Source organism: Devosia sp. (assembly GCF_024707125.1).
Classification (GTDB): Bacteria; Pseudomonadota; Alphaproteobacteria; order Rhizobiales; family Devosiaceae; genus Devosia.
In genome coordinates, this window is sequence record NZ_JANQAH010000003.1 from 134,243 (window position 1) to 148,008 (window position 13,766).

14 protein-coding genes and 1 tRNA gene are annotated in these 13,766 nt (G+C 63.2%); 7 read left to right on the top strand and 8 right to left on the bottom strand.

From position 1 onward, the window contains the following. Positions 1–3: 3 nt before the first annotated feature. The 4 genes from NVV77_RS01640 to NVV77_RS01655 all read left to right on the top strand — a co-directional run bounded on the left by NVV77_RS01640 (position 4) and on the right by NVV77_RS01655 (position 4,564). Positions 4–555 carry a polysaccharide biosynthesis/export family protein gene (locus NVV77_RS01640; protein WP_295410075.1) on the top strand — a complete coding sequence of 184 codons (552 nt, stop codon included), beginning with the start codon at positions 4–6 and terminating at the stop codon, positions 553–555. Positions 556–560: 5 nt separating this feature from the next. After that, complete coding sequence (locus NVV77_RS01645; RefSeq protein WP_295410077.1) at positions 561–1,688, top strand: glycosyltransferase family 4 protein; 1,128 nt, start codon at positions 561–563, stop codon at positions 1,686–1,688. 78 nt (positions 1,689–1,766) lie between these two features. Next, on the top strand, positions 1,767–3,290 hold the full coding sequence (locus NVV77_RS01650) for an undecaprenyl-phosphate glucose phosphotransferase (protein WP_295410079.1): 1,524 nt from the start codon (positions 1,767–1,769) through the stop codon (positions 3,288–3,290). Continuing rightward, positions 3,287–4,564 carry an O-antigen ligase family protein gene (locus NVV77_RS01655; RefSeq protein ID WP_295410082.1) on the top strand — a complete coding sequence of 426 codons (1,278 nt, stop codon included), beginning with the start codon at positions 3,287–3,289 and terminating at the stop codon, positions 4,562–4,564. The genes NVV77_RS01650 and NVV77_RS01655 overlap by 4 nt, the downstream gene beginning before the upstream one ends. A 59-nt stretch (positions 4,565–4,623) precedes the next feature. On the opposite strand, the gene NVV77_RS01660 is transcribed toward NVV77_RS01655, so the two are convergent. Both NVV77_RS01660 and NVV77_RS01665 read right to left on the bottom strand, forming a co-directional pair. Next, positions 4,624–4,700 (bottom strand) — tRNA-Pro (locus NVV77_RS01660). Between the two features lie 112 nt (positions 4,701–4,812). Further along, a complete protein-coding gene (locus NVV77_RS01665; protein ID WP_295410084.1) occupies positions 4,813–5,808 on the bottom strand; it encodes an SH3 domain-containing protein in 996 nt (331 codons plus the stop codon). 155 nt (positions 5,809–5,963) lie between these two features. Here NVV77_RS01665 and NVV77_RS01670 point away from each other — a divergent pair, with 155 nt between their 5' ends. From NVV77_RS01670 to NVV77_RS01680, 3 genes are all read left to right on the top strand, one after another. Next, positions 5,964–6,335 carry a hypothetical protein gene (locus NVV77_RS01670; RefSeq protein WP_295410086.1) on the top strand — a complete coding sequence of 124 codons (372 nt, stop codon included), beginning with the start codon at positions 5,964–5,966 and terminating at the stop codon, positions 6,333–6,335. Positions 6,336–6,434: 99 nt separating this feature from the next. Next, positions 6,435–7,064 carry an SH3 domain-containing protein gene (locus NVV77_RS01675; RefSeq protein WP_295410088.1) on the top strand — a complete coding sequence of 210 codons (630 nt, stop codon included), beginning with the start codon at positions 6,435–6,437 and terminating at the stop codon, positions 7,062–7,064. 18 nt (positions 7,065–7,082) lie between these two features. Further along, entirely contained in the window at positions 7,083–7,754 is a 672-nt protein-coding gene (locus NVV77_RS01680; protein WP_295410090.1) for a DUF1345 domain-containing protein, read from the top strand. Between the two features lie 12 nt (positions 7,755–7,766). Here NVV77_RS01680 and NVV77_RS01685 read toward each other — a convergent pair whose 3' ends face one another. Genes NVV77_RS01685 through NVV77_RS01705 form a run of 6 tightly spaced genes read right to left on the bottom strand, consistent with a single transcriptional unit; the run spans position 7,767 to position 13,765 of the window. After that, complete coding sequence (locus tag NVV77_RS01685; protein ID WP_295410092.1) at positions 7,767–8,705, bottom strand: electron transfer flavoprotein subunit alpha/FixB family protein; 939 nt, start codon at positions 8,703–8,705, stop codon at positions 7,767–7,769. Between the two features lie 5 nt (positions 8,706–8,710). Beyond that, positions 8,711–9,460 carry an electron transfer flavoprotein subunit beta/FixA family protein gene (locus NVV77_RS01690; protein WP_295410094.1) on the bottom strand — a complete coding sequence of 250 codons (750 nt, stop codon included), beginning with the start codon at positions 9,458–9,460 and terminating at the stop codon, positions 8,711–8,713. Further along, the gene (locus NVV77_RS21840; protein WP_367178583.1) at positions 9,457–10,602 is read right to left on the bottom strand and encodes a 3-hydroxyacyl-CoA dehydrogenase NAD-binding domain-containing protein; all 1,146 of its coding nucleotides are present in this window, start codon (positions 10,600–10,602) and stop codon (positions 9,457–9,459) included. Before NVV77_RS21840 ends, NVV77_RS01690 begins: the two co-directional genes overlap by 4 nt. Next, positions 10,497–11,510 carry an enoyl-CoA hydratase/isomerase family protein gene (locus NVV77_RS21845; RefSeq protein WP_367178577.1) on the bottom strand — a complete coding sequence of 338 codons (1,014 nt, stop codon included), beginning with the start codon at positions 11,508–11,510 and terminating at the stop codon, positions 10,497–10,499. The genes NVV77_RS21840 and NVV77_RS21845 overlap by 106 nt, the downstream gene beginning before the upstream one ends. Continuing rightward, on the bottom strand, positions 11,511–12,698 hold the full coding sequence (locus tag NVV77_RS01700) for an acyl-CoA dehydrogenase (RefSeq protein ID WP_295410096.1): 1,188 nt from the start codon (positions 12,696–12,698) through the stop codon (positions 11,511–11,513). Further along, positions 12,695–13,765 carry an acyl-CoA dehydrogenase family protein gene (locus tag NVV77_RS01705; protein WP_295410098.1) on the bottom strand — a complete coding sequence of 357 codons (1,071 nt, stop codon included), beginning with the start codon at positions 13,763–13,765 and terminating at the stop codon, positions 12,695–12,697. Before NVV77_RS01705 ends, NVV77_RS01700 begins: the two co-directional genes overlap by 4 nt. Position 13,766: the final 1 nt, after the last annotated feature.

The window sequence follows — 13,766 nt, forward strand, 5'->3', positions numbered from 1 at the left end:
ACCATGCGCTGGCTTCCCATTCTCGCCTTGACATTGATGATGCCGCTCGCGGGCTGCGCCACGACGCGCCCCGGAAGCTATTTCGTCGAGCCAAACGGCCCCTATACGCTCGATACGGGCGATGTGGTGCGCGTTTCGGTTTATGGCGACCAGGAGCTGAGCAATACCTACCGCGTGAGCGATAGCGGGGCGATTGCCTTCCCGCTCGTGGGACAGGTGCAGGTGCGCGGGCAGACGACGAGTGTTGCGGCATCGCGCATCGCCGGGGCCCTGGCCAATGGCTATCTGCGCAACCCGAATGTGGCGATGGAAGTGGCGGAATATCGGCCCTTCTTTATCCAGGGTGCAGTGCGGACTTCGGGGCAGTTCTCCTACGTGCCGAACATGACCGTACGCGCGGCCATCAGCACGGCCGGCGGCTATACGGAAACGGCGGACCGCAACCAGGTGACGGTCTATCGTCGCCAGGGCAATGAAATGGTTCGCGGCCCGGCGGACCTCGACTTCCCCATCTATCCCGGTGACACAATCGTCATTTCCGAACGCTGGTTCTAAGCGGGATGGAACGACCCCTGCGCATCTTGCAGGTTATGCGCGCGCCCGTGGGCGGGCTCTTTCGGCATGTCGCGGATTTGACGCGCGGGCTCAAGGCACGCGGGCATAGTGTCGGGCTGATCGTTGATTCCCTCGCCAGCGATGCGCAGACTGAACGGCGACTCGATGCGCTGAGGGATTTTGCCGATCTTGGCGTGCATGCCATGCCTATGCCGCGCGTTTTGGGACGGGGTGATCTTTCGACGCCCTTTGCCGTGCGGAAACTGGCGCGGGATCTTGCCGTAGATATTCTCCATGGCCATGGGGCCAAGGGGGGCTTTTATGCCCGGCTGGCGCATATCGGGCGCAAGCGGCCGGTGGCGCTCTACACACCGCATGGCGGGGTGCTGCACTTTTCGGCGCGCTCGAAGAGCGGACAGGCGTTTCACTGGCTGGAGCGGCGCCTGCTCGGGGAGACCGGGGCGATCATTTTTGAGAGTAATTTTGCTCGGGAAACCTATGGAAGGTTGATCACGCCGCCGACCTGCCGGACGGAGATCATTTATAACGGGCTTGATGCTGGCGAGTTCGAGCCGGTGGCGATCGCCGAGGATGCGGCGGATTTTGTGTTTGTCGGCGAGTTGCGCGAGCTCAAGGGGATTTTTCCGCTGGTCGAGGCCATGGTGGGGCTGCGGCGGCAGGATGGAACCCCGGCCACGCTGGTGATGGCGGGGGATGGTCCGCAGCGGGTCGAGTTGGAAGAGCGGATCACGGCGCTGTCGCTGACGGAGCGGGTGCGGTTGGTTGGGTCGCAACCGGCTCGGGCTGTCTTCGCGCAGGGGCGTGTTGCGGTGCTGCCGTCGCTGGCGGAGTCCCTGCCCTATGTGGTTCTGGAGGCAACGGCGGCGCAATTGCCGGTGGTGACGACAAGCGTCGGGGGCATTCCCGAGATTTTTGCCGGGACGGCGGAGACGCTGGTGCCGCCGGGCGATGCCGAGGCGCTGGCAGCGGCGATGCAGGCCGTGCTCGACCGGCCGGAGGCGGCGCGGGCGGAGATGCAGGTGCGACTCAGCCGTGTAGCCAGCGAATTCTCGCTCGAGACCATGGTGAGGCGAATCGAAGCGCTCTACCGGGACGTGCAGGAAAAAGGCTAAGAACCCGCTTCACCTGATATAAACGCATTGCGCGCATCATGCCGGCCCAGCGTGAGTGAGTTTTTGCGGTAGCGTGTGATGTTTCGTGTCGATCCTAAGCAGGCCATTGAGGACCATGCCGCGCGTCGGCCCGATGGGGATGGGGCCGGACCTGTTCTTTCCGCTGCGGCCACGGAAATCGCCAGCCGGCCAGTAGAGCGCACCTATTCGGGCAATATTATCGTTGGCGTCGCGCAGGTCGTCGAAGCCTTGCTGCTGGGCATTCTCGGCTATGGCATTCATGCCGCCTATGTCGAATCCGGACAGGAAGGCTTTTATCTGCTCGTGACGCTGGGCGTGTGCCTGGCGACCAATATCGGGCTCAACCTGCTGCGGGCGCACCGTATTACCACCTATCGGCGCGTGGTCGGGCAGTTTGGCCGCGTGCTGGCCGTGTGGCTCACGGTGATGGCCGTGGTGACGGCCGCAATCTTCTTTTTCAAGGCGGGCGATATGGTTTCGCGCGTCTGGCTCTTCAGCTGGTTCTTGTCGGGAGCGGCGCTTCTCATTGTTTATCGGCTGGCGCTGCGTTTTCTGGTGCAGCGCTGGACTGATCTCGGACGCCTCAAGCGCCGCACGGTCATTGTGGGTGGCGGGCGCGATGCTGAGGTTTTGATCGAGCAGATCAAGAATGGCGCGGACAAGGATATCGAACTGCTGGGCATGTTCGATGATCGCTATGACGAGCGTTCGCCGGATTCGGTGGCGGGGCTGGCAAAGCTCGGAAAAGTGTCGAGCCTGATTGAATTTGCGCGGGTGACGCCGGTCGACCTCGTCATCGTTTCGATGCCGCTTTCGGCGGAAAAACGCGTGCTGGATATGCTGACCCAGCTTTGGGTGCTGCCGGTGGATATCCGGCTCTCGGCGCATATGAGCAAGCTCAAGTTCACCGACCGGGCCTATTCCTATGTCGGCGGCGTGCCAGTGCTCGATATGGCCGACCGGCCGATTTCGGACTGGAACCTCGTCTTCAAGTGGGTGTTCGACAAGCTGGTGGCGATCACGGCGCTGATCCTCTTGTCGCCGATCATGATTGCGACCGCTATCGCCATCAAGCTTGAGAGCAAGGGGCCGGTTTTCTTCGTGCAGAACCGGCATGGGTTCAACAACCAGCTCATCCGCATCTACAAGTTCCGCTCGATGCGCACCGATATGCTCGATGCGGGTGCGGCCAAGCTTGTGACCAAGGGCGATCCGCGCGTGACGCGCGTCGGCAAGTTTATCCGCAAGACTTCCATTGACGAATTGCCGCAGCTTTTCAATGTGTTGAAGGGTGAGCTTTCGGTGGTGGGCCCGCGTCCTCATGCGCTGCAGGCCAAGGCCGACAACAAGCTCTATTATGAAGCCGTGGAAGGCTATTTTGCGCGCCACCGCGTGAAGCCGGGCATGACTGGCTGGGCCCAGATTCATGGCTGGCGCGGCGAGACCGATACGATCGACAAGATCATGCAGCGCGTGAACCACGATCTCTATTACATCGAGAACTGGAGCCTGCTGCTCGATCTCTACATCGTGCTGATGACGCCCGTTTCTCTCGTTGCCAAGAGCGAGAACGCCTATTGACGGTCTCCGGCACATTCGATGCCGCGCTGGGATCGAGATGGGCCGGCGCTGACTTCATGCGCCAGAAGGCGCTGAAGCTGCTCGACGGTGTCGTGGCGCTGTGGATCTTTGCCGGCGGCATCGTGCTGATCGAGCCCTCACCCTATGAGGTGATGTTTCTGGCTGTGTTGCCAGTGGCGATCATGGCCGGTATCGGGCTCTATCGCTCGACCTTCGGGCTGCTGGCGATCATGCTGTGCTTCATCCCCTTTGCGCTGATTGCCGCCATTCAGGTGCGTTTCACGCCGGTCAGTGAGGCGCTGATCTTCACCGCGGTGACGATCTTCCTGATGCTGACGAGCTATTTCGTCGCCAATTATCTGGCCGAATCCACCGAGAAGCGCATGCGCGTGATCATGCGCGCCTATACGGTCATCGCAGTGATCCTGGCTATTGTCGGAACGCTGGCCTATCTGCGGCTGATGCCGGGGGCCGATCTCTTCCTGCGCTATGATCGCGCCAAGGCGACATTCAAGGACCCGAACGTCTATGCGCCCTTCCTGGTGCTGCCGGCCATGTTTGCGCTGCAGCGCGTTTTGCTCGGGCGTGGCTTGCAATCATTTATCGCGGCCGGGGTCTATTTCGTGCTGTTTGTCGGTGTCTTCGTCAGCTTTTCGCGCGGTGGCTGGGGGCATTTTGCGGCCTCATCGCTGATCACGCTGGTGCTGGTCTTCCTGCTGGAGGCCGGGGCGCGGGACAAGGTGCGTATCCTGCTCATGACGCTCATCGGCGCTGGCATGCTGATCGTGGCGCTGGGCGGGCTGCTCTCGGTGCCTGCGGTTGCCAATTTCTTCGAACTGCGCGCGTCGTCTCAGAACTATGATACGGGCGAGACGGGCCGGTTTGGGCGGCAGGGCTATGCACTGGAACTGGCACTCGACAATCCGTGGGGCATTGGCCCCGGCGAGTTCCGAAACCTGCGCATCATCGAAGAGCCGCACAACGTCTACATCACCGTGATTCACGTCTATGGCTGGGGCGGCGGGCTGCTCTACTACTTGATGATCATCACGACGCTCTGGAAAGGCACGGTTATGCTGCTGCGCCCTTCCCCGTATCGGCTCATGGCCATTCCGGTGATGGCGACATTTACGATGGTCGTCGCCGAGTCGGTAATCATCGACTCGGACCACTGGCGCCACTTCTTCCTGCTGATCGGGCTGATCTGGGGGCTCTCGACGGCCATCGCGAATGAGCAGCGGGTTTCCGCGCGCCGCGAGCAGATGCTGGTCTAGAAAAGCGAAAGGCCGCGAGTTGATCGCGGCCAGCAGGCATTTCGGCAGATTTGGTGAAATGGTCGGAGCGGCCGGATTTGAACCGACGACCCTTTGTCCCCCAGACAAATGCGCTACCAGGCTGCGCTACGCCCCGACTGCGCGGAGACATAGACAAACAGGTGTTTTGACGCAACCCTGATTTTTCCGAGAATGGAAACAAAGGGCAATTTGCGTGTGGAAGCGCACAGTTTGGTGTGCTGGTTCCTTCAGTTCACAGCGATGAAGCTGCCGTTGAGCTGGAAATAGCAATTGAAGAAGGTCGTATCGCCGTCGCGATCGAAATAGCCCTGAGAGACGTACATGTTGCCCGTCTGGAAGGCCATGTTGGCGGTGATCTCCTGCGGACGTACGCCGAACTGGGCGGAGGCTTCGCCGACACAGAAGCGGGGCATATTCGCGGTGGAAACGCTATCCACCGGCACGACCGGCAGGGGTGCCGGAAGAACTGACGGAACCGGGGCCGGCAAGGTCGTAGGACGTTGCGGAGCAGGACGCTGCGGCGCCTGGTTCATCGACTCGTGGAGATATCGTCCTGCCACCCAGCCGCTAAGGCCCCTATTGCTCTCAATGCTGCACCAGCGGGTGCTGCCATTCATCTGGCAACCCAGATTGCGCACGATATCACCTTCGACGAGCCGCCCGAGGACGCTGCTGCCAGTGGAGGGAGCGGAACGCACGTTGAGCGTGTCGCCGCCGGACAGGCCATGCACCTGCCAGAAGTCGGGCCCGCCCGCCAGGCCGTCGGCAAAATCGTTCTGGACCGGGGCCGGTGCGGCGGCGGTTGGCCTGCCTTCGACATAGATCGTCAGGTCGTAATCTGCGGCCTCGCCGCGACGTGCGGCATTGCGCATCAGGTACACGCTGATGGTGTAATTGCCGCTGGAGGGAATATCGAACGATGTGGACGTACCCGAAATCGATCCGTTGAAAAGGGCTTCGGATGCGCCCGGCGCGGTAATGTTGAAATAGTTGCTCGGGTTGTCGGTATCGAGCTGCACGTTCATGCGCTGGCCGGCGGACACGCCAAGCACGTAGTTGACCGACTGATAACCGGAGATGCTTTGCGAAACGGTGGTTCCGCTCTGGCCACGCGGAAAGCGGACCTCCACGGTGCGTGCGTCCTGGGCGGCGACCAGCTGCGCCGACCCGAGGAACAGAGCCAAGGCAGCCATAGACAAGACGCGTCGGAAAATCGGGAACATTTGTCTATTCCTTTCTACGATCTCGGAATTCTCAGAATTTTACACGGAAGGCGAGGTGGCGCGATGACAAATGCAACGGACCTGAATGCAATTTTTTGTTTGAGCTGAGTGTCTTGCAGGCGTGATAGTGGCGCGGTTGCAGAAAGGAGCCACCGATGAAACGGATTGCTACGACCGCCTTCGCCTTTATGCTGCTCGGCGCGCCTGCATGGGCCGCCATTCCACTTGTGAACGCCACCTGCCCCGGGGACATCGAGGTTCACGCCGATGAGGGCGGGCCCATCTATATCAACGGGACGGAAGCCAAGCTTCAGGTCTTCAACGAGAATTACTACGAGGCCAAGCACAACCACACGACGATCTCGCTGACCATCAATCCGGATGGTACGCCCGACGTCTCCTATACCGGCCAGCACGGGGCCAACGGCGTCTGCCAAATTGCCGACGACTATGCTCCGCCCGCCGATGGTGAGTGCCCCGTCGATGTCAGCGAAGCGGATCGGGCCAAGTATCCGGCATGCAAATAGGGAGCCGGTAGCCGGAGTGCGGTACGTCGTTTTGTTGGCGTCACCGCTGCGCCCGCACTCCAGATCCTAACCGGCCGACATCGTGACCAGGAGATACGAATGCTCAAGGTGTCTTGTCTTTCGCTGCTGATCGCTGTTGCCGTGCCGGGCTTGTGTGCTGCGCAGGGCGCTGACAACGGGGTCGCCGGTCCGGACTTCTGGGCCGTAAGCGGGGTGAGCGAAACAGGCAGTCTCAACGTTCGATCCGAAGCGTCGGCATCGGCACCAGTGGTGATCCAGATCGCCAACGGAACGGTCTTGCGGAATCTTGGCTGCGAGGGCCAGGGCGATGCCCGATGGTGCCGGGTCGAATCGCCCGACGGCATCACCGTCAAAGGGTGGGTGGCTGGACGCTTCCTCATCGAGAGCGCCCCGCCGACGGAAGGGGACGCCCTCGTGGAGGGCACGCCTTACAACGCGACCGGCGATCTCCCCTGTGTTCTCAAGAGTTTTCCAGACGTCACGTCCTGCCCATTCGGCGTCATCCGGGTGCCCGAGAAAAGTCTCGCCAGCATTTTCATAACGCTGCCGAACGGGGAACAGCGATTGCTGGAATTCCGGGATGGCAAGCCGGTTGAGCCGGCGGGCACCACGATGACGTCGAGCCAGGTGGAGGACGTAACCGAGGTCGATCTGGACAACGGCCAGGAGCGCTATTCGATTTTTGACATCGTCTATGCCGGGGACTGAGCTTTCGTGCCAAAGGGAGTGTTCGAAAAGCCCGTCTTGCCCGCCCGACTCGCCAGAGTAATGGGGCGCCACGTTGCGCCGCCGCGCTTCGTCCTGTTTGCCGCAACCTTGGTTGGCCTGCTCCTGCTGGCAGTGTTGGCCGGGATTGAACTGCAGATCGGTGTTCTTGCCAGTTTCGACGTTGCTACGCTCGTCTTCCTCGTTTCGGCGCTTCCACTGCTCAACGACGACGTTGCGACGATGCGTTCGACTTCGGCGGCCAACGATGCCAATCGTGCGGGCCTGCTGGCGATCACCGTGCTGGTTCTGCTCATCGTGCTGATTGCCGTGGGAGCGTTGATCGCGCATCCGGACGCAAATTGGATCGAGGTCCCGCTGATCCTGGGCTCGCTGGCGCTCGCCTGGGTGTTCGCCAACACGGTTTTCGCCTTCCACTACGCCCATCTCTACTATCAGCAGCGGGATGGGCGGGACCGGGCGGGCCTGAACTTTCCTGGTGGCGGCACGCCCGACTACTCGGATTTTTTCTATTTCAGCTTCACGCTGGGAATGACCTTCCAGACCTCGGATGTGACCATAGAGGGCACCCATATGCGCCGGATCGCGCTGGCTCAAGGAGGCGTAGCTTTCCTGTTCAACCTCGGCATCCTGGCGTTCGCGATCAACACAGTGGGCAGCCTCTATAGCTAGGGGCCGACTGGCTCACCGCGTCAGCGCCTCTGTCAACTGCGGCACGATGTCGAAGAGGTCGCCCACGAGGCCATAGTCCGCGATCTCGAAGATAGGGGCGGACGCATCCTTGTTGATGGCAATGATGATGCGGGCGCCCTTCATGCCGGCGACGTGCTGGACGGCGCCGGAAATGCCGATGGCGAGGTAGATGTCGGGCGCCACGACCTTGCCCGTCTGGCCCACCTGCAGATCGTTGGGGGCGTAGCCGGAATCGACGGCGGCGCGGCTAGCGCCGATGGCAGCGCCCAACCGTTCGGCCAGGGGAGCCAGCAGGGAGTCGAACGCGTCGCGCGAGGCAAAGGCTCGACCGCCCGAAACCACGACCCGCGCTGTGCCGAGATCAGGGCGGTCCGAGGCGGTCACCGTCTCGGCCAGCACACGCGGCGCATCGGCGAGCGGCGTAAAGGCGACCGGCACGATCGGCGCGCTCGCGTTGCCGACCTCGGCGGGCGCAAAGGCAGAGGCTCGAATGGTCAGGATCAGCCGCGGCTCGGAGACCGAGACGGTCTCGATGGCCGCGCCGGCATAGACCGGGTGCTCGAAGGTATTGCGGTCGATGATGGTGGTGACTTCGGATATCTGCGACACGTCGAGCAGGGCTGCGAGACGCGGCATCACGCTTTTGCCCACGGCGTTTGCGGGCGCGAGGAAGGCGTCATAGTCGCCCGACAATTGTTGCAGCAGCGCCGCCAAAGGCTCGGACACCGAGCCGGACAATTGCGGGTGTTCGGCAACGAGAACCTTGCGTACCCCCGTGAGCAATGTCGCTGCGGCAGCTGCCTTGGCGGCCTGTGAGCCTGTGACCAGAACATCTACGGGTGCGCCCAAGTGGGCAGCGGCGGACACGACGCGGGCAACGCTCGGACCCAAGTCGCCGGACTGTACTTCTGCCAAAACCAGACTGGCCATTTTTCTCACCCGCGATTGAGTTGTGTCTTGAGCACGCCGGCGAGTTCGCCGGCCGTTTCGAGCATGGTTCCACGCTGCCGCCGGGGCGGTTCGCGAGTTGAGAGGACTTTTAGCCGCGACGAGAGTTCGACGCCGAAACTGTCTGCGGGAACGACGGCGAGCGGTTTGCTGCGTGCCTTCATGATATTGGGCAGGGACGCAAAGCGCGGCTCGTTGAGCCTGAGATCAGTGGTGATCACCGCGGGAAGCGGCAGGTCGAGGGTCTGGAGCCCAGCGTCGACTTCGCGGACTGCCACCGCCCTGCCCGAAGCGAGAGTGAGTTCGGAAATGAAGGTGGCCTGCGGCCAATTGAGGAGCGCAGCCAGCATCGAACCCGTTTGCGAGGCGTCGCTGTCGATGGACTGTTTGCCCATGAGCACGAGGCCCGGCTGTTCCTGTTCAGCGACGGCGCGCAGGAGCTTGGCGACGGCGAGCTGTTCGAGCCGGTCGTTGCTTTCGATCAGAATGGCGCGGTCGGCGCCCATGGCGAGACCGGTGCGCAGGATGTCCTGTGAAACGGAGGGGCCGATCGTCACGAGAACAACTTCGCTCGCTTGCCCCTTTTCCTTGAGCCGCAAGGCTTCTTCGAGCGCGATCTGGTCGAAGGGGTTGATGATCATCCGGGCGCCCGTGGTTTCGATGCCGGAGCCATCGGACCGCACTTGAATGCGCATGACGGGGTCAATGACGCGCTTGGCAGTGACGAGCACTTTCATGATGAGGTCTCGCGATTGGAGGTGGATTGGGCCAGGGCAACAAGGCTTGCGGCAGGCTGGAAGATCGCCTTGCCGGTCTCGTCATGCCAGGCTGAGAGGGAGGCGACTATGGCGCCTAGATCCTGCCGGTGCGCCCAATGGAGCGGGCCGCCCAGCGCGCGAGGAAAGCCGTAGCCATGGACCCAGACGAGGTCGATGTCGGAGGCGCGCGCCGCAATGCCCTCTTCGAGGATTCTGAAACCCTCGTTGATCATTGGATAGAGCGTGCGTTCGATGATCTCGCGGTCGGATATGGAGCGGGTAACTACGCCCCGTTCGGCGGCAATGCGGCCGATCAGTGCCGCGACTTCAGGGTCGGGCATGGGTGTGCGTGAACCGGTTTCGTAGCGATAGTACCCTGCCCCGGTTTTTTGCCCGAAGCGCCCGGCGGCGCAGAGGTCGTCGGCGACAGGAAGGCTTTCACCCTGGGCGCGGCGGTTGCGCCAGGAAATATCGAGGCCGGCCATATCCTGCATGGCGAAGGGGCCCATGGCCCAGCCGAAGGCGGTGAAGGCGGCATCGACCTGCATGGGCGATGCACCGGCCAGAAGCAGGTCGACAAGCTCGGCGTTGCGGGCACCCAGCATGCGATTGCCGACAAAGCCGGGGCAGACGCCGACGACAACTGGCACCTTGCCGAGGCGTTTGGCGAGCGCCACAGCGGTCTGGACAACGTCGGGTGCGGTCGCAGCGCCACGGACCACTTCGACGAGCTTCATCACCTGCGCTGGGGAGAAGAAGTGCAGCCCGAGCACGGCTTCGGGTCGGCGTGTGGCCGAGGCGATGGTGTCGATGTCGAGGTAGGAGGTATTGCTGGCGAGGATGGCGCCGGGGCGCATGATGGCGTCGAGCGCGGCAAAGATGCTTTGCTTGACCGCAAGGTCTTCGAAGGCGGCTTCGACGACGAGATCGCAATCGGCCAGTTGTGGTAGTTCGGAGTGGGGCTGGATGGCCGAGCGAGCCTGGTCGGCGGTTTGTGCCGACAGGCTGCCGCGGTTTACCGCGCTGCCATAGGTGGCGGCGATGGCATCGAGGCCGCGCGCCAGGGCCTCGGGGTCGGCGTCGAAGAGGTGGACGGCGAGGCCGGCATTGGCGAAGGCCATGGCGATGCCGCGGCCCATGGTGCCGGCGCCGATGACGCCGACGGTCTTGATGTCAGTGGCGCCCGTTGACCGATCGACCTTGGCAGCGACACGCTCGGCAAAGAAGAGATGGCGGAGTGCTGCGGATTCAGGACTGGCGCGCAGGATCGCGAAGGACTGGCGCTCGCGCTCCAGAGCCTCTTGGGGGGACAGGGTTGCGGCATTGCGCAAGGCATCGACCACAGCCAAGGGGCGGCCTGCCCCTTGTGTCGGGTCAGGAAGGAGTTGGCCGCGGCTTCGAAGGCGGCGAGGTCGCTGGCCGATTCCCGGATGAGTTGCTGGGGCCGATTGGCGAGCATGACCCGGGCGGCCTCCAACGCGTCGGCGGCGGCCGGGACTATGGCATCGAGGAGGCCGAGGTAGAATGCGGCGGTGGCGGTGACTGCTTCGCCGTCTCCGATCAGGGCAAGGGCTCGGACGAGACCGATGCGCTGTGGCAGGCGCACGGTGCCGCCGGCGCCCGGAATGAGGCCGAGCTTGACTTCGGGCAGGCCGAGGCTTGCTTGCGGCGACGCCAGAATATGGCGGCAGGCCAGAGCCAGTTCCAGTCCACCGCCAAGCGCCACGCCGGCGATGAGGGCTATCGTGGGCTTGGTGCAGGCCGCGAGGCGGGTATTGAGGTCGGCAAGACTGGGGGCCTGCGGCGGAGCGGAGAATTCGGCGATGTCGGCGCCCGCGGAAAAGGCTCGGGCGGAACCTTCGAGAATGAGCGCGGTCACCTCGGGATCGGTTTCGGCGGCCTCGATCGCGGCGAGAATGCCGGCGCGGGTTGCGTGGTTGAGGGCATTGACCGGCGGATTGTCGAGCGTTGCTACCGCCAGCGTACCCTCGCGACGATAGCGGACCGGTCTGTCGAGGACGATCTGCACCTAGAAAAACGCCTGCAGGCCGGTCTGGGCGCGGCCCAGGATCAGCGCGTGAATGTCGTGCGTGCCTTCGTAGGTATTCACCGTTTCAAGATTCTGCGCGTGGCGCATGACCTGGTAGCCGGCCTGAATGCCGTTGCCGCCGTGCATGTCGCGGGCGAGGCGCGCGATATCGAGCGCCTTGCCGCAATTGTTGCGCTTGATCAGGGACACCATTTCATGGGCCATTTCGCCCTCGTCCATCAGCCGGCCGACGCGCAAGGCGCCCTGCAGCCCGAAGGCGATGTCGGTCTGCATGTCGGCGAGCTTCTTCTGGTAAAGCTGCATGCCGGCCAGAGGCTTGCCGAACTGTTCGCGGTCGAGCCCATATTGGCGGGAGCGGAACCAGCAATCCTCAGCCGCGCCCATGACGCCCCAGGCAATGCCGTAGCGGGCGCGATTGAGGCAGCCGAAGGGGCCAGACAGCCCAGAGGCATGCGGCAGCAGGGCGTCCTCGCCCACTTCCACATTTTCGAGGATGATTTCACCGGTCACCGAAGCGCGCAGTGACAGTTTGCCATCGATGCGGGGAGCGGAGAGGCCGGGATATCCCTTTTCGAGGACGAAGCCGCGGATGGCGCCGTCATGGGCATCGGACTTGGCCCAAATGACGAAGACATCGGCAATGGGTGAATTGGAAATCCAGGTTTTCGCGCCATTGAGGAGATAGCCGTTGGCGGTGCGCGTGGCGCGGGTGCGCATGGAACCGGGGTCAGAACCGGCGCCGGGCTCGGTCAGGCCAAAGCAGCCGATCCATTCCCCCGAGGTCAGGCGGGGCACGAAGTGCTGCTTTTGCGCCTCGCTGCCATAGGCAAGGATGGGATGGATCACGAGCGAAGACTGCACGCTCATCATCGAGCGATAGCCCGAATCCACGCGCTCAATTTCGCGGGCCACGAGGCCATAGGCGACATAGCTGGCGCCGAGGCCGCCGTATTGTTCAGGAACAGTGGTACCGAGGAGACCGGCCGCGCCCATTTCGGCGAAGATGCCGGCGTCGACGGTTTCGTCGAGATAGGCCTGCTCTATGCGCGGTTGCAGACGTTCGGCCGCGAAACGGGCGGCGGCATCGCGCAGCAGGCGCTCCAGTTCCGTTAGCTGGTCCTCAAGACGCAGGGGGTCATGCCAGGCAAAGGCAGCGGTGGAGGTCATTCGTCTTCCTCAAGCAGGCTCGCCGGACTGAGCGAAAGTTCGTGCAGGCATTGGGTGCGGTCGCACAGCTGCATCTGAGTGGTGGAGAGGCGCCGGAACAGGCGACCGGCCGGGCTTTCCAGCGTCATGCCGATGGCGCCATGAAGCTGGACGGCGGTTTCGCCAAGAAGCCGTGCCGCGCCATCGATATAGGCTTTGGCAGCGATAACGGCCCGGCGGCGGATCGTGGGGTCTGCATCAAGGGCGGCCGTGGCGTGGTCGCGCATGGACCGGGCCTGTTCGAGCTCGATCAGCATGTCGACGGCGCGATGCTGCAGGGCCTGAAAGCTGCCGATGGCGACGCCGAACTGCTTTCGCGTCTTGAGGTAGTCGATCGTCAGGTGGTGGAGCTGCTCCATGGCACCCACGGCGCCAGCGACGAGGCCCGCAAGGCCGTGGTCGAGGGCGGCGGCAAGGAACGTCGCAGCGTCCGGGCCGTCCAGCAGATTCGACGACGAGAGTTCCGCACCTGTCAGGGTCAGTTCTGCGCCATCGCCAAGCCAATGAGGCGACATGGTTACGCCTGCTGCGTCGGCGGGAACCAGAAAGACTTTGAGACCAGAAGGCCCAGCGGCACTGACGAGGAAATGGGTGGCGTGTTTTCCGCCCAGGACCATGGTTTTTTGGCCGGTCAGCGAAAAGCCGGAGGCAGTCGGCTCGGCAATGGCGCCGACGGGGGCGGCGTCGAAATGCTGTCCCGGCTCGGCATGAGCCAAGGCGAGGACCATAGTGCCCGCGGCGATTTTCGGAGCCCAATCGAGACGCTGAGCGGGGCTCGCCAGATTGCGCACCAGCCGGGATCCGATGATGGCGCTGGCGAGGAATGGCAGGTCGACGTCGGCGCGGCCCAGCGCGCCCATGACCAGCGAGAGATCAGCGGCCGATGAATCGAGCCCCCCCCTCCCCGTCGCGAAGGGCATGGAGAGCAGGCCCTGTTCGGCAAAGTTTGACCAGGCATGGCCTTCGGCCACCAGCAGGCCATCGACCATGTCGACCAGCATGCGCTGTTCATCTGACTGCGTCAGCATC